The sequence below is a fragment of the Pseudomonas sp. S09G 359 genome (assembly GCF_002843605.1).
In the GTDB taxonomy this organism is placed as follows: Bacteria; Pseudomonadota; Gammaproteobacteria; order Pseudomonadales; family Pseudomonadaceae; genus Aquipseudomonas.
Map to the genome: position 1 here is coordinate 2,559,345 of NZ_CP025263.1, position 20,832 is coordinate 2,580,176.

General features: G+C 62.8%; 12 protein-coding genes. 10 read left to right on the top strand and 2 right to left on the bottom strand.

Features of this window, described 5'->3' with window-relative positions; all coding sequences use genetic code 11:
• Positions 1-5 precede the first annotated feature (5 nt).
• The 9 genes from urtC (at position 6) to CXQ82_RS11750 (ending at position 9,035) form a co-directional block, all read left to right on the top strand.
• Positions 6-1,157: an urea ABC transporter permease subunit UrtC gene (urtC, locus tag CXQ82_RS11710; RefSeq protein WP_101269024.1), complete on the top strand. Its 1,152-nt coding sequence runs from the start codon at positions 6-8 to the stop codon at positions 1,155-1,157.
• Positions 1,154-1,912 (top strand): urea ABC transporter ATP-binding protein UrtD, encoded by a 759-nt coding sequence (gene urtD / locus CXQ82_RS11715; protein ID WP_101269026.1) that lies wholly within the window; start codon positions 1,154-1,156, stop codon positions 1,910-1,912. The genes urtC and urtD overlap by 4 nt, the downstream gene beginning before the upstream one ends.
• Before the next feature lie 10 nt (positions 1,913-1,922).
• Positions 1,923-2,612, top strand: a complete 690-nt coding sequence (urtE, locus tag CXQ82_RS11720) for an urea ABC transporter ATP-binding subunit UrtE (RefSeq protein ID WP_101269028.1) — start codon at positions 1,923-1,925, stop codon at positions 2,610-2,612.
• 220 nt (positions 2,613-2,832) lie between these two features.
• Entirely contained in the window at positions 2,833-4,062 is a 1,230-nt protein-coding gene (gene fmdA / locus CXQ82_RS11725; RefSeq protein WP_101269030.1) for a formamidase, read from the top strand.
• 2 nt (positions 4,063-4,064) lie between these two features.
• Entirely contained in the window at positions 4,065-4,412 is a 348-nt protein-coding gene (locus CXQ82_RS11730; RefSeq protein ID WP_101269032.1) for a zinc ribbon domain-containing protein, read from the top strand.
• 15 nt (positions 4,413-4,427) lie between these two features.
• Positions 4,428-5,471 carry an aliphatic amidase gene (locus CXQ82_RS11735; protein WP_101269034.1) on the top strand — a complete coding sequence of 348 codons (1,044 nt, stop codon included), beginning with the start codon at positions 4,428-4,430 and terminating at the stop codon, positions 5,469-5,471.
• 3 nt (positions 5,472-5,474) lie between these two features.
• The gene (locus CXQ82_RS11740; RefSeq protein ID WP_101269036.1) at positions 5,475-6,431 is read left to right on the top strand and encodes an AAA family ATPase; all 957 of its coding nucleotides are present in this window, start codon (positions 5,475-5,477) and stop codon (positions 6,429-6,431) included.
• 73 nt (positions 6,432-6,504) lie between these two features.
• Positions 6,505-7,860: an MATE family efflux transporter gene (locus CXQ82_RS11745; protein ID WP_101269038.1), complete on the top strand. Its 1,356-nt coding sequence runs from the start codon at positions 6,505-6,507 to the stop codon at positions 7,858-7,860.
• Between the two features lie 2 nt (positions 7,861-7,862).
• Positions 7,863-9,035: an MFS transporter gene (locus CXQ82_RS11750; protein WP_101269040.1), complete on the top strand. Its 1,173-nt coding sequence runs from the start codon at positions 7,863-7,865 to the stop codon at positions 9,033-9,035.
• Here CXQ82_RS11750 and CXQ82_RS11755 read toward each other — a convergent pair whose 3' ends face one another.
• Together CXQ82_RS11755 and CXQ82_RS11760 are read right to left on the bottom strand one after the other, a co-directional pair.
• Complete coding sequence (locus CXQ82_RS11755; protein ID WP_101269041.1) at positions 9,036-9,401, bottom strand: type II toxin-antitoxin system HicB family antitoxin; 366 nt, start codon at positions 9,399-9,401, stop codon at positions 9,036-9,038.
• A complete protein-coding gene (locus CXQ82_RS11760) occupies positions 9,386-9,649 on the bottom strand; it encodes a type II toxin-antitoxin system HicA family toxin (RefSeq protein ID WP_101269043.1) in 264 nt (87 codons plus the stop codon). The genes CXQ82_RS11755 and CXQ82_RS11760 overlap by 16 nt, the downstream gene beginning before the upstream one ends.
• 208 nt (positions 9,650-9,857) lie before the next feature.
• Between CXQ82_RS11760 and CXQ82_RS11765 the strand changes: the two genes are divergently transcribed.
• Complete coding sequence (locus CXQ82_RS11765) at positions 9,858-20,831, top strand: non-ribosomal peptide synthetase (RefSeq protein WP_101269045.1); 10,974 nt, start codon at positions 9,858-9,860, stop codon at positions 20,829-20,831.
• The last annotated feature ends 1 nt before the right edge of the window (position 20,832 follow it).

Here is a 20,832-nt window from a genome sequence, read left to right on the forward strand (position 1 = left end):
AGCGGATGAAGGCTTTAGACAAGCTGCTGGGCGGCCAGCAAAACCTGATCGGCATCGTGCTGCTGGCGCTGTTGATCCTTGTGGTGTTCCCCCTCACGCTGGACGCATTCCGCTTGAACATGGTCGGCAAATACCTGACCTACGCGTTTGTGGCGGTCGGCCTGGTGCTGTGCTGGGGCTATGGCGGCATTCTCAGCCTGGGGCAGGGCGTGTTCTTTGGCGTCGGCGGCTACTGCATGGCGATGTTCCTCAAGCTTGAGGCCTCGGACCCGGAGAGCACCAAGATCCAGTCCACCCCCGGTATCCCGGACTTCATGGACTGGAACCAGATCACCGAACTGCCGTGGCTATGGCAGCCGTTTCACAGTTTCAGCTTTACCCTGGTGGCAGTGATCGCCGTGCCGGTGTTGCTGGCGTTTATCATCGGCATGGCGCTGTTCAAGCGACGCGTGGGCGATGTGTATTTCTCCATCGTGACCCAGGCGATTGCGCTGATCCTCACCGTGCTGATTGTCGGCCAGCAAGGCCTCACCGGCGGGGTCAACGGCATCACTGACCTCAAGACCCTGCTCGGTTGGGACCTGCGGACCGACAGTGCCAAGCTGATCCTGTACTTCATCAACGCCGGCTTGCTGTTCGGGTGCATCTTTATCGGCCGCTTCATCCTCGCGTCCAAGCTCGGTCGGCTGTTGATGGCCATGCGCGACAAGGAAGAGCGCGTGCGGTTTTCCGGCTACGACGTGGCCAGCTTCAAGATCTTCGTGTTCTGCGTGGCGGCGGCGTTTTCCGCGATTGGCGGGGCCATGTTTGCCTTGCAGGTGGGCTTTATGTCGCCGTCGTTCGTGGGCATCGTGCCGTCGATCGAAATGGTGATTTTCGCTGCGGTGGGCGGGCGTATGTCGCTGCTGGGCGCGGTGTATGGCGCGCTGCTGGTGAACTACGGCAAGACCTACTTTTCCGAGTCCTTCCCCGAGTTGTGGCTGTACCTGATGGGCGGGCTGTTTATCGCGGTGGTGATGTATTTCCCCAACGGCCTCGCCGGTTTGTGGGAAAGCCACGGGCGCCAGGCGCTGGCGAAGCTGTTACGGCGTAAGCCCCTAGCGGCAGCACCGGTGAAAGCCAAGGCGAAAACCAAGATCCTGGAGACCCAGCCATGACCGCTGTCGGCTTTGAAATGAACAAACCGGTGTTGGCCATCGAGGGCCTCACCGTATCGTTCGACGGCTTCAAGGCGGTCGACAACCTCAATCTGTATATCGACCGCAATGAAGTGCGCGTGGTCATCGGCCCCAACGGCGCCGGCAAGACCACGGTGCTCGACCTGATCTGCGGCAAGACCCGCGCCACCAGCGGCAGCATCCAGTTCGACGGCAAGGAACTGACCAAAATGCGCGAGTACAACATCGTCCGCGCCGGTGTTGGGCGAAAATTCCAGAACCCGTCGATCTACGAGAACCTCACGGTGTTCGAGAACCTGGAGATGTCCTACCCGGCCGGGCGCAAGGTATGGGGCGCGCTGTTCTTCAAGCGCAACGCCGAGGTAATCGCGCGGGTGGAGGAGGTAGCACGGGAGATCTTCCTCGGCGACTTGCTGCAACAACAGGCCGACCTGCTGTCCCACGGGCAGAAGCAGTGGCTGGAAATCGGCATGCTGTTGATGCAAGACCCGGAGTTGCTGATGCTCGATGAACCGGTGGCGGGCATGAGCGTCAACGAGCGCGCGCAAACCGCCGAGCTGCTCAACCGCATCAGCCAGGGCCGTTCGGTGTTGGTGATCGAGCACGATATGGAGTTCGTCAAAAGCATCGCCCACAAAGTCACGGTGCTGCACCAGGGCAAGGTGCTGGCCGAGGGCAGCATGGAGTCGGTGCAAAGCAACCCTAAAGTCATCGAAGTGTATTTGGGCCACTGAGGAGTCCGGCATGTTCAAGATCAACCAGTTGTCCTGCGGCTATGGGCAGAGCCAGATCCTCCACGACCTGGACCTGAACGTGGCCAAGCGCGAGATCGTCGCGGTAATGGGCCGCAATGGCATGGGCAAGACCACCTTGTTCAAGAGCCTGATGGGCATCCTGCCGCAGTGGAAAGGCCAGGTCAGCGTCGATGGGCACAATGTGTCGGCGCTGGAAACCCACGAACGGGTAGCGCGCGGGATCGCCTATGTGCCCCAGGGCCGCATGATTTTCCCGAGCATGAGTGTGTTGGAGAATATCCAGACCGGGTTGCCCGCGTCGGCGCGGGGCAAAGTGCCGGAGGACTTGTATGCGTTGTTTCCGGTGCTCTATGACATGCAGTCGCGCAAGGGTGGCAACCTCTCTGGCGGGCAGCAACAGCAGCTGGCGATTGCCCGGGCGTTGGCGACCAACCCCAAGGTGTTGTTACTCGATGAGCCGACGGAGGGCATCCAGCCGTCGATCATCAAGGACATTGCGCGCACGCTCAAAGAGATCCGCAACCTGCGCGACTTGACCATCGTGGTGTCCGAGCAGGTGTTGTCGTTCACCCTGGAGATCGCCGACCGCTTCCTGGTGATCGAGAAGGGCCGCTTCGTGATTGAAGAGACCCGGGATCGGGTGGATGAGGCGACCATAAGCCGCTACCTGTCCGTCTAGATGTAACACCGCTCAAAATGTGGGAGGGGGCTTGCCCCAGATAGCAGTCGTTCAGCCACTTATACCGTGACTGACCCAGCGCTATCGGGGGCAAGCCCCCTCCCACATTTGTTTTGTGTTGCACCTGCGAGATTTATACGTCATCCAACGTATTCCCCGTTTTACCTGGCTCCACGAGACTGGATCGAACGCACCACGTCATCCGTCCAGGAGCCAGCCCATGACCGAAACGCTGATCAAAGTCGACCTCAACCAACCCGTCACCGAGAACGAGCAGATCCATAACCGCTGGCACCCGGATATCCCGATGGCCTGCTGGGTGAAGCCGGGCGACGACTTTATCCTCGAAACCTACGACTGGACCGCCGGCGCGATCAAGAACAATGACGACGCCAGTGATGTGCGCGATGTGGACCTGTCCACCGTGCATTACCTGTCGGGCCCGGTGGGTGTGCACGGCGCCGAGCCGGGTGACTTGCTGGTGGTGGACTTGCTCGATATCGGCGCCAAGGCCGATTCCCAGTGGGGCTTCAACGGGTTTTTCTCGCGCCAGAATGGCGGCGGTTTCCTCACCGATCACTTCCCCAGCGCGCAAAAAGCCATTTGGGATTTCAAGGGCATGTTCACCAGCTCGCGGCATATCCCAGGGGTGAATTTCGCCGGCCTGATCCATCCCGGCCTGATCGGCTGCCTGCCCGACCCGGTGATGCTCGCCGACTGGAACCGCCGCGAGCAGGAACTGATCGACACCAACCCCACCCGCGTACCGCCACTGGCGAATGCACCGCTGGCCGCTACCGCCCACATGGGCAAGATGCAGGGCCAGGCCCGCGACGACGCGGCCGCCACCGGCGCACGCACCGTGCCGCCGCGCGAACACGGCGGTAACTGCGATATCAAGGATTTGTCGCGGGGTTCGAAGATTTTCTTCCCGGTCTATGTCAACGGCGCCGGGCTGTCGGTAGGCGACCTGCACTTCAGCCAGGGCGACGGCGAAATCACCTTTTGCGGCGCCATCGAAATGGCCGGCTGGGTGCATATGAAGGTCGAGCTGATCAAGGGGGGTATGGCCAAGTACGGCATCAAGAACCCGGTGTTCAAGCCCAGCCCGATCACGCCGAACTACAAAAACTACCTGATCTTCGAAGGTATCTCGGTGGACGAGCAGGGCCAGCAGCACTACCTGGACGTCAATGTCGCCTACCGCCAGGCGTGCCTGAATGCGATCAACTACCTGACCAAGTTTGGCTACTCGCCTGCCCAGGGCTACGCGCTGCTCGGCTCGGCGCCGGTGCAGGGGCATATCAGCGGCGTGGTGGATATCCCGAATGCCTGCGCCACCTTGTGGCTGCCCACGGAAATCTTCGAGTTCGATATCAACCCCAACGGCAACGGCCCGACCAAATTCCTCGACGGCAGCATCGACCTGCCCATCGCCCCGGACCTGTAGCCATGCCGACCTACGAATACGCCTGCGAGGCGTGCGGCACCTTCACCCTGCTACGGCCGATCGCCCAGCGCAACGAACCCAGCCAATGCCCGTACTGCGCGGGCGCGGGTGGGCAACTGCTGGTATCGGCCCCGGCGCTGCAAACGCTGTCGGCCAACCAACGCAAGGCCATCGCCGGCAATGAACGCAGCGCCCACGCGCCGCAAACTGTCGGCGAATACCAGGAAAGCCGCAGGCACCCGGCCGGTTGCAGCTGTTGCGGCACCAGCAAGAAGGTGCTGCCGAGCAAGGCCAACCCGTTGGGCCTGAAGACCAAGACCGGGCCACGCCCGTGGATGATCAGCCACTAGACCAGGAGCGTTGTTATGCGTCATGGCGACATTTCCAGCAGCCCGGACACCGTCGGTGTCGCGGTAGTGAACTACAAGATGCCGCGCCTGCACAGCAAGGCCGAGGTTATCGATAACGCGAAGAAGATTGCCGACATCATTGTCGGCATGAAGCAGGGCCTGCCCGGCATGGACCTGGTGGTGTTCCCGGAATACAGCACCATGGGCATCATGTACGACCATGCCGAGATGATGGCCACCGCCGCGAGCATCCCCGGTGAAGAAACCGCGATTTTCTCCGCCGCCTGCCGTCAGGCAAATACCTGGGGCGTGTTTTCCCTGACCGGCGAGCGCCATGAGGAGCATCCGCACAAGGCGCCCTACAACACCTTGGTGCTGATCAATAACCTCGGCGAAATCGTGCAGCGCTATCGCAAGTGCATCCCCTGGTGCCCCATCGAGGGCTGGTATCCCGGTGATCGCACCTATGTGTGCGACGGGCCCAAGGGCATGAAGATCAGCCTGATCATCTGCGATGACGGCAACTACCCGGAGATCTGGCGCGATTGCGCGATGAAGGGCGCGGAGTTGATCGTGCGCTGCCAGGGCTATATGTACCCGGCCAAGGAACAGCAGGTGCAGATGTCCAAGAGTATGGCCTGGGCGAATAACTGTTATGTGGCCGTGGCCAACGCGGCGGGCTTCGACGGGGTGTATTCGTACTTCGGCCACTCGGCGATTATTGGCTTTGACGGGCGCACGCTCGGCGAGTGCGGCGAGGAGGAAATGGGCATTCAGTACGCGCAGCTTTCGGTTTTGCAGATTCGCGATGCGCGGGCTAACGACCAGTCGCAGAACCATCTGTTCAAGTTGCTGCACCGGGGTTACACCGGCATGCATGCCTCGGGCGATGGCGACAAGGGCGTGGCGGATTGCCCGTTTGAGTTCTACCGCACCTGGGTGCTGGACGCGCAAAAGGCCCAGGAAAATGTCGAGAAAATCACCCGCAGTACCGTGGGCGTGGCCGAGTGCCCGGTGGGGCAACTGCCCCACGCTGGTAAAGAAAAAACGGCGGGGTAGGGCATGCGTTTTACCTTTGACCCGGCCCAGGTGATGGCCTTGTTGCGCAGCCGAATTGTCGGCCAGGACGCGGCGCTGGCCCAGGTGGAAGGCCTGCTCAAGGTGGTCAAGGCGGATATCGGCGAGCGTGACCGGCCCCTGAGCGTCAACCTGTTCATGGGCCCGACCGGGGTGGGCAAGACCGAAATCGTGCGCCTGCTGGCCCAGGCACTGCACGGGCGTGCCGACGGTTTCTGCCGTATCGACATGCACACCCTGGCTCAGGAGCATTACGCCGCTGCACTCACCGGTGCGCCGCCTGGCTATGTGGGCAGCAAGGAAGGCATCAGCCTGTTCAACAGCGAGTTGATCCAGGGCACCTACAGCACGCCCGGGATTGTGTTGTTCGATGAACTGGAAAAGGCCAGCCATGAGGTGGTGCGCAGCCTGCTCGGCATCCTTGAAAACGGCCAACTGACCCTGGCCGGCGGCACGCGCACCCTGGACTTTCGTAACAGCCTGATCTTCATGACCAGCAATATCGGCGCGCACCAGGCGCGTCGGCATCGCCAACGTTTTGCCCGGGGCTGGCGGCGCCTGCTGCGGGTATTTGCCCGAGGCGAGGCGGCGGTGCTGGAAGAAGCATTGCACGGGCACTTCGAACCGGAGTTCCTCAACCGCATCGACCGCATCCTGCTGTTCGAGCCCATCGACGCCCAGTGGCTGGAGGCCTTGCTGGACGTGGAGTTGGCCAAGCTCAACAGACGCCTGGCGGCGCAACAATGCGCTTTGACGGTGGATGCGCAGGCGCGGGCGTGGCTATGTCGCCAGCACGACGTGCGTTTTGGTGCGCGCGCATTGAACCGGCGCTTGCGGGTCGAGCTGGAGCCGGCGATTGCCGAGTGCGTGTTGCGCGGTGAGGTCCAGCACTTGTGGGCAACGCTGCACGATGGCCGCCTGGTGGTTGAGCCCCTGCACTGATAAAGCGCAGGAAGATAGGATCCAATTACGGTATAAACCTCGGACGCTTTAGCTCTTCGAGGCCCCGTTCTTCATGCAAAGCCCTTTGCAACGCCCGCTGTGGCAGGTCTACCTGATCTTCCTGGCACCGATGGTGCTGTCCAACTTCCTGCAGAGTTTTTCCGGCACGCTCAATGGTATCTATGTCGGGCAAATGCTCGGTACCCAGGCGCTGGCGGCGGTGTCGGGGATGTTCCCCATCGTGTTTTTCTTTATTGCCTTGGTGATCGGCCTGGGGGCGGGCGCCTCGGTATTGATCGGCCAGGCCTGGGGCGCCCAGGAAACCGCAATGGTCAAGTCGATTACCGGCGCCACCCTGACCCTCGGCGCGCTGGTGGGCCTGATTGCGGCAGTGTTGGGCAGCCTGTTCGCACGCCCGGCGTTGCAGGCGCTGGGCACGCCGTTGGATGTACTCGACGATGCGGTGGGTTATGCCCAGATGATGATGCTGATCATGCCGCTGCTGCTGGTGTTCATTCTCTATACCCAGTTGCTGCGCGGGGTCAGCGACACGATCTCGCCGTTGCTGGCACTGATGGTCTCGACCCTGGTGGGCCTGCTGCTGACCCCGGCGCTGATCCGTGGCTGGGTTGGCCTGCCGCCCCTGGGCATCCAGAGCGCGGTGTATGCAGGCTTGGTGGGTAACGCGTCGGCCATGCTGTTTCTGATCCTGCGCCTGCGGCATAAAAACCATGTGATGGCGCCCGACCGTGAGCTGCTCGCGGCCTTGCGCCTGGACCGCGTGATCCTCGGCAAAGTCCTGCGTATCGGCTTGCCCACCGGCTTGCAGATGGTGGTGCTGTCGCTGTCGGAGCTGGTCATCCTGGCCCTGGTCAATGGCCATGGTTCCCAGGCCACGGCGGCGTACGGCGCGGTGACCCAGATCGTCAACTATGTGCAATTCCCCGCACTGTCGATTGCCATCACGGCCTCGATTCTCGGTGCCCAGGCGATTGGCGCCGGGCGGCTGGAACGCATCGGGCCGATCCTGCGTACCGGGTTGCTGATCAACACCTGCCTGACCGGTGGCCTGATTGTGTTGGGCTATGTGTTATCGCACTGGTTGCTTGGCCTGTTCATCACCGACGACGTGGCGCGGGTCAACGCCGAACACCTGTTGCACATCATGTTGTGGAGCATCCTGGTATTTGGCTTCCAGGCCGTGATCGGCGGCATCATGCGCGCCAGTGGCGTGGTGCTGATGCCGGTGGCTATCTCGATATTCTGCGTGCTGTGCGTGGAACTACCGATGGCGTATCTGCTCAACGCGCATTTCGGCCTGGAAGGGGTGTGGATGGCGTTTCCGCTGACGTACCTGGCGATGCTGGCGTTGCAGACCGCGTATTACCGGTTGGTGTGGCGGCACAAGCAGATCAAGCGGTTGGTGTGAGCATGGCAAACCCTTACGCAGAGTTGTTCCAGGCCCCCGGCGCCCGGGCGTTTGTGCTGGCAGGCATGTTGGCGCGGATGCCGGTGTCGATGACCGGCATTGGCCTGATCACCATGTTGTCGCAAGTGCATGGCGGCTATGGCCTGGCTGGCTCGGTGGCGGCGGTGTTTGCGCTGGCCACGGCGTTTTGCGCGCCGCAGGTGTCGCGGCTGGTCGACCGCTACGGCCAGGGCCGCGTGCTGCCGATTGCGGCGTTGATCGGCGGCGGGGCATTGCTGATGCTGTTGCTGTGCACCCGCTTGCAGGCGCCGAGCTGGACGTTGTTCCTGTTCGCCGCCCTGGCCGGCTGCATACCGAATATGTCGGCCATGGTACGTGCGCGCTGGACCGAGCTGTACCGGGGCCAGCCCAGGCTGCAAACCGCGTTTGCCCTGGAGTCGGTGTTGGATGAAGTGTGCTTTATCATCGGCCCGCCGATTTCAGTCGGACTGAGCGTGGTGCTGTTCCCGGAAGCCGGCCCCTTGGTGGCGGCGTTGCTGCTGGCGGTGGGCGTAACCACCTTTGTGCTGCAGCGTGCGACTGAACCGCCAGTGCACGCGCACCATGATCATCACGGCCGCTGGCTGATCGCCTCGCCTGCGGTGCTGATCCTGATGATCCTGCTGTTGGACATGGGCGTGATTGTCGGTGTGGTGGACGTGGTCAGCGTGGCGTTCGCCCAGCATCAGGGGCAGCCTGCGGCGGCGAGTATCGTGCTGTCGGTGTATGCCATCGGTTCGTGCCTCGCGGGGTTGGCATTTGGCACACTCAAACTCAAGGCGCCGTTGCCCCGGCAGTTCCTGTTCTGCGGCGTGGCGACGGCGCTGACCACCTTGCCGTTGCTGCTGGTGAGCAACATTCCGGGCCTGGCGGCGGCAATCTTCATCTCCGGCTTGTTCTTCGCGCCTACCTTGATCGTGTCCATGGCCCTGGTGGAACGAATCGTGCCGCCCAGCCGCCTCACCGAAGGCATGACCTGGCTGATCACCGGCCTCAGCATTGGCGTGGCCATCGGTGCCGCCAGCTCGGGCTGGATGATCGACCATTTTGGCGCCACCAGCGGCTTCTGGGTGGCGTTGGCCGCGGGGGCGGTGGTGCTGGGTTCAGCAGTGTTGGGGTATCGGCGGTTGGGCTGATCAGCCGATCGCCGGGGACGCATCGCTGCTGTGGTGCTGCAGAAATTCATCCAGCGCTTGGCGGGTCAGTTCGTTGAGGGTCACCTTTTTGCGGATCGCCACCAGCGCTGCCGCCAGGTGCAGGTCGTGGCCCACTCGGACATTGAAAGAACCTTTGCAAGGTTTCTCCGGCGTTTGCCCAAGGCTCTGGCAGGTAGCGAGATAATCTTCCACCGCCTCCCGGAACGCCGCGTCGAGTTCGGCAACGGTTTTCCCTTCGTAGCTCACCAACGCCTTGATGAACAGGATCTTGCCGAACAGGCAGTTGTCCTCGACGCTGGCCTCGATAGAGCCGATGTAGCCTTTATGTTTCAGTTGGTTGTCCACTGAACCCATCCTCCTGATTTCAATTGTTCGATGATCTGGCGCCGAATGTAGTGTTTCAGTTCGTTGCCGGGGTGGGGCCTGTGCAAGGTGATCATTGCACTGGGGTCGCCGATGTCGAATTTGACGCGGCTTCCAGCCCCCTCGATCTGTGTATAGCCAAGCCAGCGGAGCAGTGTGACGAGCTCGGGCCAGGTAAATGCCATTTGCTCATTGAGCAGTTTGGCGAGCAGCTTTTCATTTTTGGACACGGCGTTCCCTGCGTGTAACTAAATGTAGTTGCAAAAAGTGGTGTTCGTCAATGCTAGCTCGGTTGGAGAAGCCTTTCCCGGCTTTGATGTAACCCTTGATGACACCTCCCCCACGCCAGCATCCCTGCGCTAATTTTTCCCTCCGCGATTCGTTTTATAGGGACGACGTGCCTTTGTGCTTCCTGCCTATTGCTCCGGATCCCAACAAATGAATGCTGAAGACTCCCTGAAACTTGCTCGCCGGTTTATCGGGTTGCCCCTGGAAAAACGCCAGATGTTCCTGCAGGCCTTGCAGAAAGAAGGGGTGGATTTTTCGCGGTTTCCGATTCCGGCAGGTGTGGAGGCTGAGGATCGCCAGGCGCTGTCCTACGCCCAGCAACGGATGTGGTTTCTTTGGCAGTTGGACCCGGCCAGTGGCGCCTATAACTTGCCCAGCGCGGTGCGCCTGGTCGGGCGGCTGAACAGCCCGGCCCTGGAGCAGGCCTTTATGGCGCTGGTCGAGCGCCATGAAACGCTGCGTACGGTGTTTGTCCAGGACGCGGATGACCAGGCCCGGCAAGTGCCTTGCCAGCAGCCGTTGCACATCACTCACACGGATATTTCGTCCCGGGCTGCCGACGCGCGGGAGGCCTGGGTGCAGGGTGAGGCCGAGCGCGTGGCCTTGGAACCTTTCGACTTGAGCCAGGGGCCCTTGCTGCGGGTGCAAGTGATCAAGCTGGCCGAGCAGGAGCACGTGCTGCTGCTGACATTGCACCATATCGTTTCTGATGGTTGGTCCATGGGCGTGCTGATCGAGGAGTTCACGCAGCTGTACGGTGCGATCGATGCGGGCCTGGCGCCGCGTCTTGAACCCTTGCCGATCCAGTATTCCGACTACGCCCTTTGGCAGCGCCGTTGGCTGGAGGCGGGCGAGCAACAGCGTCAGCTCGACTATTGGCGTGGAGTGCTGGGTGAGGAGCACCCGGTACTGAACATGCCTACCGACCACCCGCGTCCTGCTCGGCCCAGCCAGCGTGGTGCACGACATGAGTGGGTGATTGCCAAGGATCTGGCCGACGGCTTGCGTCACAGCGCACGTCAACAGGAAGTCACGCTATTCATGTTGCTGCTGGGGGCATTCGGCACCCTGTTGCACCGTTATTGTGGCCAGGACGACATCCGTATCGGCGTGCCGATCGCCAACCGCAACCGCAGTGAAATAGAGGGGTTGATCGGCTTTTTCGTCAACACCCAAGTGCTGCGGATGCAATTCGATGCGCAGGTGCCAGCTGACCAGTTGATCCAGCAAGTCAAGGCTGCCGCATTGGGGGCTCAAGCGCATCAGGACCTGCCGTTCGAGCAATTGGTGGAGGGCTTGAACCTGGCCCGTGATGCGAGTCATCACCCGCTGTTCCAGGTGATGTACAACCACCAACCGCAAGTCGCCGACCTGGAAACCCTGACCGTCAGTGCTGATTTGCAATTGAGCCAGGTGCAATGGGCCAGCCGTACCACGCGCTTCGATTTGACCCTGGATACCTTCGAGCGTGGCGGGCAGTTATGCGCCGCTTTCACCTATGCCAGCGACCTGTTCACCGCGCAAACCATCGAGCGCCTGGCCGATTACTGGCAAGCGCTGCTGGCTGCGTTGGTGAGAGATCCCAAGGCGCGTATCGGCGACTTGCCGCTACTGACGGCCGGGCAGGCGCAGCAGGCAGTGGGGCAGGGCAATGAGCCGCTCGTCGAGGGTGATTCGCAGCTATGCATCCATCATCTGATCGAGCGCCAGGCCGCCAGCGTGCCCGACGCCACCGCCCTGGTGTTCAGCGGCCATGCGTTGAGCTACCGCGAGTTGAACGCGCAGGCCAACCGCCTTGCGCACCGTTTGATCGCGTTGGGCGTGGGGCCGGATGTGCCGGTGGGGATTGCCGTCGAACGCTCGCTGCAGATGGTGGTGGGCATGCTGGCGGTGCTCAAGGCGGGCGGGGCGTATGTGCCGCTGGACCCGGACTTCCCGCCCCAGCGCCTGGTACACATGGCGCAGGACAGTGGTATCCGGTTGCTCGTGACCCAGGCGGACGTCAGCGAACGCCTGCCGGTGCTGGCGGGTGTCCAGTCGGTGCTCATCGATGCTCACGATGAGCTTCCCGCCAGCAACCCGGACCTGGCGCTGAACCCCGATCACCTGGCTTACGTGATCTACACCTCCGGCTCCACGGGTACGGCCAAAGGTGTGAGTCTCAGCCATCGCTCCCTGGTCAACTACGTACAAGGCATCCTGCACACCTTGCCGTTGGCCGATGCGCGCAGCATGGCAGTGGTCTCGACCTTGTCCGCCGACCTGGGGCATACCACCTTGTTTGGCGCGCTATGTTCCGGTTGCGCCCTGCATGTGCTGGGCCTTGACCTGACCCTGGATGCAGAGCGGTTTGGTGCCTACATGGCCGAACAGCAAATCGATGTGTTGAAGATCGTGCCGTCCCATATGGAGGCATTGCTCAGTGACAACCCAGCTGCCAGCGGGTTGCCACGCCAGTGCCTGGTCATGGGCGGCGAGGCAGCTTCCCCGGCATTACTGGAACGCATCCGTGCGTTGGGTGGAGAGTGTCGCGTGGTCAATCACTACGGGCCGACCGAGACCACGGTTGGCGTACTGACCACGGCAGATGAGCTGCCTGAGCAGGCGATGGCGTCCCTGGGACGGCCGCTGCCCAATACCACAGCATGGGTGCTGGAAGATGGCCTGCAACCGGCAATGGTCGGTGCCTGCGCCGAGTTATACCTGGGCGGTGCAGGCCTGGCCCGTGGCTACCTCGGGCGTGCAGCCATGACCGCCGAGCGCTTTGTACCGCACCCGTTCGGTGTGGCTGGGGAGCGCTTGTATCGCACCGGCGACCTGGTTCGCAGCCGTGCTGACGGCACGATCGAATTCAAGGGCCGGGTCGACCATCAAGTCAAAGTGCGCGGCTACCGGATCGAATTGGGTGAGATCAACGCCTGCCTGCGCCAGCATGCGGCAGTGCGCGAGGCGGTTACGCTTGTGGCCGGCGAGGCGAACAACCCGCACATCGTCGCGTACGTGGTCCTCGATCACGCTTGCAGCAACGAAGAGCTGCGCCACGCGCTGAGTGCCGAACTGCCGGACTACATGGTGCCCGCCACGTTTGTCTGCCTTGATGCTCTGCCGCTGACCCTCAATGGCAAGCTCGACTTGCAGGCGCTGGCCGCGCTGCAGCACGACCTGCCACGCGTGCTGTACGAGGCGCCGGTTACCGACCTGCAAAAACGCCTGGCCAGCGTCTGGGCCCAGGTGCTGAAGGTCGAGCAGGTGGGCCTGCAAGACAACTTCTTCAGCCTGGGTGGTCATTCCCTGCTGGCCACCCAAATCATCTCCCGAGCTCGACGTGTGCTGGGTACTGATGTGGCCCTGCGCACGGTGTTCGAAACCGCCAGCTTCGGTGAGTTTTGTGCCGCGGTGGCGCTGGCTGATCCTGTCGGCACGCGTCCGGCGCTCACGCGCCTGACCGGCCAGCAACCTCGGCTGGCCTCGTTTGCGCAGCAGCGCCAGTGGCTGTTCTGGACCCTGGAGCCCGACAGCGTTGCCTATCACACGCCGATCATCGTCAAGCTGCAGGGCGAGCTGGACCGTCGGGCGCTGGAGCAAACGTTCGCGGCGCTGGCTGCCCGTCATGAGGCATTTCGTACTCGCTTCGTGCTTGACGGCGATGTGTTGTGCCAGCAGGTAGAGGCGCAATCACGGGTTGCGGTGCAATGGCAGTCGCTGGCGGGTTCGGTGGAGCCTGCGGTGCTGGCCGAGACGCACGCGTTGTTTGACCTGGCCGACGGCCCGTTGATGCGGGTCAAGGTGTTCCAGCTCGAGCCACAACAGCATCTGCTGGTGGTGACGTTGCATCACATCATTTCCGATGGCGCGTCCATGGGCGTGCTGGGGCGTGAGTTCGCCGCGCTGTATGCGGCGTTCCACGCCGGCCAGGCCCCGCAACTGTCAGCGTTGGCGGTGCAATACAGTGACTATGCGCAATGGCAGCGCGACTGGCTGGCCACGGGCGAAATGCAGCGCCAACTGGACTACTGGCGTGGGCAATTGGGCACCGAGCATCCGGTGCTGGAACTGGCCACCGATCACCCGCGTCGCGACGGCCAGGGCTACCGCGAGGGCCGCGTGGATTTCACGCTTGATCCGCTGTTGGCGTCGGGCGTGCGCGGCCTGGCTCAGCGCAGCCAGCTGACGCTTTTCCAGCTGTTTGTTGCCTCATTCGGTGTGCTGCTGCAGCGCTATTCGAGCAGCGATGACGTGCGCATCGGCGTGCCGGTCAGCAACCGTAACGCTCAGGAACTGGAAGGCGTTGTGGGCTTTTTCGTCAACACCTTGGTGCTACGCCTGCAACTGGACCCGCAGTTGTCGGTGCTGGAGGTTCTGCAGCAGAGCAAGACCACCGCCTTGGCGGCCCAGGCCCATCAGGACCTGCCGTTCGACAAGCTGGTGGAGGCGCTGAACCCGCAACGCAGCCTGCAACACAACCCGTTGTTTCAGGTGATGTACAACCACCTCAACACCGTCGGCGCGGCGGGCAGTGACAGCCTGCCCGGGCTCAAGGCCGAGGAAGTGGTGTTGGCCGGGGGCATGGCACAGTTCGACCTGACCCTGGAAACTTTGGAGACTGATCACGGGCTGCGCGCCTCGTTCATTTATGCGGCTGACCTGTTCGACGCCACGACCCTGCACACCCTGGCTCAGCATTGGCACCAATTGCTGGCGGCGATGGTTGCCGATCCGCATCAGGCGATTGGTCAATTGGCCTTGCACACGCCCGCCGAGCAACGTGCGCTGATCAGCCATGGGCAGCGGCCGGCGGGTGAAGGCGCCAGTGTGATCAGCCTGTTTGAACGGCAAGCCCTGCTGGCGCCTGACGCGATCGCGGTGATCGCGGGTGATCAGCACCTGAGCTATCGCCAGCTGGATGCACGAGCCAACCATCTGGCCCAGCGTCTGCTCGAAGCCGGCGTCGGCAGCGAAACGCCGGTGGGCCTTGCATTGCCGCGGGGTGTCGAGCTGGTGGTGGGCCTGCTGGCGATCTTCAAGGCCGGTGCCGCCTATGTGCCGCTGGACCTGGCATACCCCGCTGAACGCCTCGCCTACATGATTGCCGACAGCCGCATCACGGTACTGCTCAGCCAGGCCGATGTGGTTGAACGGCTGCCGGTGGTTGCCGGTGTGCAGCACGTGCTGCTGGACGGCAGTGACGAGCAGGTCGGTGCTGCGGTACCGAACGGCATGCGCGGGGAAGGGCTCGCCTACATCATTTACACCTCAGGCTCCACCGGGCAGCCCAAAGGCGTGGGCATCGAGCACGCAGCCCTGAGCATGCATTGCCGCGCGGCAGGTGAACGCTATGCGGTGACCCGTGACGATTGCCAGCTGCATTTCGCCTCCATCAGCTTTGACGCGGCCGCCGAGCAAATCTTCATGCCGTTGATCCACGGCGCGCGCCTGGTGCTGGGCGACGTGGGGCAATGGTCGTTCGAACACTTGTTGAACCAGATTCGCCAGCACCACATCAGCATCCTCGACCTGCCGCCGAGCTATTTGAATGCGATGGCCCAGCACGCGGACCCAACGCAGGCCGGTGTCGATGTGCGCGTGTGCATCCTCGGCGGCGAGGCCTGGGGTGCCGGCCAATTGGCGGCATTGAAGGTGATTCGTCCCGAGCGGCTGTTCAACGCCTACGGCCCCACCGAAGCGGTCATCAGCCCGTTGATCTGGGCCTGTGAGGCGCAACGAATGGCCCAGGGCACCTATGCTGCCATCGGTGAGCCGGTGGGTGCGCGTTCGGCCTGTGTACTGGATACCAACGCCAATTTGCTGCCGTACGCTGGTATCGGCGAGCTGTATATTGGCGGTGAAGGCCTGGCGCGTGGCTACCTGGGCCGTCCCGGGCTGACCGCGCAGCAGTTTGTCCCGGACCCTTTCAGCACCACCGGTGCTCGCCTGTACCGCACCGGTGATCTGGTGCGCCGTGACGCGGCCGGGGTATTCGATTACATCGGGCGTATCGACCACCAAGTGAAGATTCGCGGTTTGCGTATTGAACTGGGCGAGATCGAGGCGCGCCTGCACACGTATGCCAGCGTGCGCGAAGCCGTGGTGCGCACGTCGGCGGCGCAGCAACTGGTGGCTTACCTGGTGCTCGACAGTGAGCACGCCCTGGACGCGATCAAGGTGCAACTCGCCGACAGCCTGCCGGATTACATGCAGCCGGCGCACTGGGTTGTGTTGGAGGCGTTGCCGGTATTGCCCAGTGGCAAACTGGATCGCCAGGCCCTGCCGGAGCCGCAGCTTAAACCTGTCGAAGATCACTACCTGGCACCGCAGAATGCCATGGAACAGCAACTGGCCGAGATCTGGGCGAAAGTGCTCAGGCTCGAGCGGGTCGGGGTGCAAGACAACTTCTTCGAGCTGGGTGGCGACTCGATCATCTCGATCCAGGTGGTGAGCCGGGCGCGGCAGGCGGGCATTCATTTCAAGCCCAAGGACCTGTTCCTGCACCAGACCGTACAGGGCGTGGCCCGTGTCGCGGTGCAGGGTGACAGTGTGCAGTCTATCGACCAGGGCGTGGTCCGTGGCGAACAGTTGCTGTTGCCCGTGCAGCAGGTATTTTTCGAGGAAGTGCAGAGCCAGCGTCACCACTGGAACCAGTCGGTGATGCTGCTGTGCCGCCAACCGCTCGAGCCGCAGCGCCTGGAGCAGGCCCTGCAAGCACTGGTCGGCCATCACGATGCCTTGCGCCTGAGGTTCGTGCAGGGCAGTCATTGGCAGGCGCACTACCCGGAGCAGAGTGTGCAGCCGGACGTGCTATGGCACGCCGAAGGCTGCACCCAGGAAGGTTGGCAAGCCCTGTGCGACAAGGCCCAGCGCAGCCTTGACCTGGCTGAAGGACCGCTGTTGCGTGGGGTGCTGGCAACCTTGGTAGACGGCCAGCAGAAGCTGTTCCTGGCGGTTCATCACTTGGTGGTGGATGGGGTGTCCTGGCGCATCCTGTTCGAGGACCTGCAAACGGTTTATCGACAATTGGTGGCTGGCCAGCCCATCAAACTGCCGCTCAAGACCAGTGCCTTACAGGCCTGGGGGCAGCAGTTGGCGCAGTACGGTGTCAGCCCGACGTTGCGCGACGAGCTGGGGTTCTGGCAAGCACAGCAGGCCATGGAAGCGCAGACATTGCCCGGTGCGAACCTGGCAGGCGGGCAGCTCAATCGTCACGCCGTGACCGTATACAGTCGCTTGGATAAAGCCGTAACCCGGCGCTTGTTGCAGGACGCACCGGCTGCCTATCGCACCCAGGTCAACGACCTGTTGCTGACCGCACTGGCGCGCGTCATGTGTCGCTGGACCGGGCACGCCAGCACGGTGGTGCAACTGGAGGGCCATGGCCGTCAGGAGCTGTTCAACGGCATCGACCTGACCCGTACCGTGGGGTGGTTCACCAGCTTGTTCCCGGTGCGCCTGACCCCGGCGCAACTGCCGGGCGAGTCGCTCAAGGCCATCAAGGAGCAACTGCGCGCGGTGCCCAACAAAGGCATCGGCTACGGCGTATTGCGTTACCTGGGGGATGCCGATTGCCGCGCGGCGCTGCAAGGCGCACCGGCGGCAATCACCTTCAACTACCTTGGCCAGCTCGATGGCAATTTTGACGACGACCAGGCGCTGTTCGTGCCCGCAGGCGAAAGTGCCGGCAGCGACCAGAACGACGAGGCGGCCCTGGGCAGCTTGTTGACGCTCAACGGCCAGGTCTATAACGGCGAGTTGGCCCTGGGCTGGACCTTCAGCGCTGAAGTCTTCGACGCAGCGCTGATGACTGAGTTGGCGCAGGCGTACGGCCGTGAGTTGCAAGCGTTGGTGGAGCATTGCTGCGAGGCTGGCGTGCTTGGGTTGACGCCTTCGGATGTGCCGCTGGCCGGCTTGACCCAGGCACAACTCGACGGGCTTGGACTGCCGCTGGCCGAACTGGACGACCTCTATCCGCTTTCGCCGATGCAGCAAGGCATGTTGTTCCACTCGCTGTACCAGCAGGACGGCGGTGACTACATCAACCAGATGCGCGTTGATGTGCACGGCTTGGACGTGGCGCGCTTCAAGGCGGCCTGGCAGGCGACGGTGCAGGCCCATGACATCCTGCGTTCCGGGTTTATCTGGCAAAGCGAGTTGGCACGCCCGCTGCAATGGGTACACCGGCTACCTGCGCTGCCGTTTGTCGAGCATGACTGGCGCGACCGCACTGACGTGCCGACCGCGTTGGACGCCCTGGCGCTCAGTGAGCGCCAGCGTGGCTTCGAGTTGGCCCAGGCGCCGTTGCTGCGCCTGGTGCTGGTGCAAACCGCAGACGATACCTGGCACTTTATCTATTCCAACCACCATATCCTGATGGACGGCTGGAGCTATTCGCGCTTGCTCGGTGAGGTGCTGCAACGGTATCAGGGCCTGGTGGTGGCAGCACCGGCCGGGCGTTATCACGATTACATCGGCTGGCTGCTGGCGCAGGACGTCGGCGCCAGCGAGCACTTCTGGCAGCAACAACTGCACGCCCTGGAGGCTCCGAGCCGCCTGGCGCCGGCGCTGGCCTTGTTCGGCAGCCTCGATAGCGAACCTGGCCGCAATGCACACATGCGTGAATTGGATGGCGCCGCCAGCCAACAGCTGGCGGCTTTCGCGCGGGCTCAGAAGGTTACGGTCAATACCTTGGTGCAAGCGGCCTGGCTGTTGCTGTTGCAACGCTATACCGGCCAGTCCGCTGTGGCCTTCGGTGCGACACAGGCCGGGCGCCCGGCCCAGGTGCCCGGTGCGGAGCAACAGATTGGCCTGTTCATCAACACGTTGCCGATCATCGCCGAACCGAGCGCGCAGATGACCGTCGGCCAGTGGTTGCAGCAGGTGCAAGCCATCAACCTGGCGGTACGCGAGCACGAGCACACGCCGCTGTTCGAGGTCCAGCGCCTGGCCGGCCTGGGCGGAGAGGCACTGTTCGACACACTGCTGGTATTCGAAAACTATCCAGTGGCCGAAGCCCTGCAACAAAGTGCTGCCACCGGGCTGACGTTTGGCGAAGTGCTCAGCCATGAACAAACCCACTATCCCCTGGCCTTGGCGGTGGAAGCGGGGCACACGCTGATTCTCAACTTCGACTACGCCACTACCCAGTTCAGCGCTCAGGCCATCGAGCGCCTGGCGGGGCACCTGCTCAATGTGCTGGCGCAGCTGGTAGAGCATGCGGACACCTGCCTGGCGAACATTGCACTGATGAGCCCGGCACAGGAGGCTGCGGCGGTGGCGGCCAACTCAATGCCGGAAACGCTGCCGGCGCTGTGGGTGCACCAGCGAATCGCGCAGATTGCCCAGCATTCACCGACACATACGGCGGTGATCCAGGACGACCGCAGCCTCGACTTTGCCAGCCTCGACCGCCGGGCCAATCAGTTGGCTCATGCCCTGATCGCCCAGGGCGTGGGCCCGGAAGTGCGAGTGGCGGTGGCCTTGCCGCGCAGTGAGCACCTGCTGGTGACATTGCTTGCAGTACTCAAGGCGGGTGGCGCCTATGTGCCGCTGGATATCACCCATCCAGCGGAGCGCCTGGCCTATTTGATGAGTGATTGCGCAGCGGCATTGTTGCTGACCGATTCCACCCTGACCGCACAGATGCGCCCATCGACCCGGGCCCACGTGCTGGAAATCGACCGACTCGACCTGGCGCCGTTTTCAACCACCGAGCCGGTGGTGGCGTTGCACGCGGAAAACCTCGCTTATGTGATCTACACCTCGGGCTCCACGGGCCAGCCGAAAGGCGTCGCCGTTACCCACGGACCGCTGGCAATGCATTGCACAAGCATCGGTGAGCGCTACGGCATGACCTCGGTCGATTGCGAATTACTGTTCATGTCGTTTGCCTTCGACGGTGCCCATGAGCGCTGGTTGACCACCTTGACCCACGGCGGCCGTGTGTTGCTGCGCGATGAAGTGCTGTGGACGCCGGAGCAAACCTTTGACGCCTTGCACCGTCATGGCGTGACCGTCGCCGCGTTCCCCCCCGTGTACCTGCAGCACTTGGCGGAACATGCGCAAAAGGTCGGCAACCCGCCGGCTGTGCGCATTTATTGCTTCGGCGGGGATGCAGTGCCGCAGGCCAGCTTTGAGCTGGCGCGTCGCGCCCTCAAGCCGCAATTCATCATCAACGGCTACGGGCCGACGGAAACCGTGGTGACCCCGCTGATCTGGAAGGCCGGCAGTGATGATTATTGTGAAGCGGCTTACGCACCGATCGGCACGCGCATTGGCGAGCGCAGCCTGCAAGTACGCGACCTGCAACTCAACCTGTTGCCGGATGGCGTGCCCGGCGAGTTGTACCTGGGCGGCTACGGCGTGGCACGCGGTTACCTCAACCGCCCAGCCATGACCGCCGAACGCTTTGTGCCGGACCCGGCCAGTACCTGCGGCGCGCGCCTCTACCGTTCCGGCGACCTGGTTCGGCAGCGCCCCTCCGGCGTCATCGATTGCCTCGGGCGTATCGACCATCAGGTGAAGATTCGCGGGTTCCGTATCGAACTGGGTGAGGTCGAAGCACGCCTCAAGGATCAGGCGGGCGTCAGCGATGCATTGGTGGTGGCCCAGGACGGCGATCACGGCAAGGTGCTGGTGGGTTATGTGGTACCCGAGGCGCCAGGCCAGCAGGCGGGGGTACTGGGCAAGGTGCTCAAGGCCGCGCTGGAGTTGACGTTGCCCGGCTACATGGTGCCGTCCCAGTGGGTGTTGCTGGAGCGCTTCCCACTCAACCCCAACGGCAAGATCGACCGCAAGGCTCTGCCATTGCCAGACCTGGAACATGGGCGCCTGCGTTATGTGGCCCCGGTCACCGAGTTGCAGTGCACGCTGGCCGGCATCTGGCAGAGCGTGTTGAAGCGCGACCAGGTGGGCCTCGACGACAACTTCTTTGAGTTGGGCGGCCACTCCCTGCTCGCTACCCAGGCCACGGCACAGGCCCAGCTTGAGCTGGGTGGCAGTCTGGCGCTGGAGCTGATTTTCAAAGCCTCATCCCTCGAAGCGTATGCCGAGCTTGTCGCCGGCAGCCTCAATACCCATTTGGATCAAGACCTGAGCGATATGCACGACTTCCTCGCTGAACTGGAGAACAACTGAC

Coding starts and splice junctions, on each gene's coding strand:
- urtC (WP_101269024.1), top strand. CDS start 6: ATGAAGGCTTTAGACAAGCTGCTGGGCGGCCAGCAAAACCTGATCGGC.
- urtD (WP_101269026.1), top strand. CDS start 1,154: ATGACCGCTGTCGGCTTTGAAATGAACAAACCGGTGTTGGCCATCGAG.
- urtE (WP_101269028.1), top strand. CDS start 1,923: ATGTTCAAGATCAACCAGTTGTCCTGCGGCTATGGGCAGAGCCAGATC.
- fmdA (WP_101269030.1), top strand. CDS start 2,833: ATGACCGAAACGCTGATCAAAGTCGACCTCAACCAACCCGTCACCGAG.
- CXQ82_RS11730 (WP_101269032.1), top strand. CDS start 4,065: ATGCCGACCTACGAATACGCCTGCGAGGCGTGCGGCACCTTCACCCTG.
- CXQ82_RS11735 (WP_101269034.1), top strand. CDS start 4,428: ATGCGTCATGGCGACATTTCCAGCAGCCCGGACACCGTCGGTGTCGCG.
- CXQ82_RS11740 (WP_101269036.1), top strand. CDS start 5,475: ATGCGTTTTACCTTTGACCCGGCCCAGGTGATGGCCTTGTTGCGCAGC.
- CXQ82_RS11745 (WP_101269038.1), top strand. CDS start 6,505: ATGCAAAGCCCTTTGCAACGCCCGCTGTGGCAGGTCTACCTGATCTTC.
- CXQ82_RS11750 (WP_101269040.1), top strand. CDS start 7,863: ATGGCAAACCCTTACGCAGAGTTGTTCCAGGCCCCCGGCGCCCGGGCG.
- CXQ82_RS11765 (WP_101269045.1), top strand. CDS start 9,858: ATGAATGCTGAAGACTCCCTGAAACTTGCTCGCCGGTTTATCGGGTTG.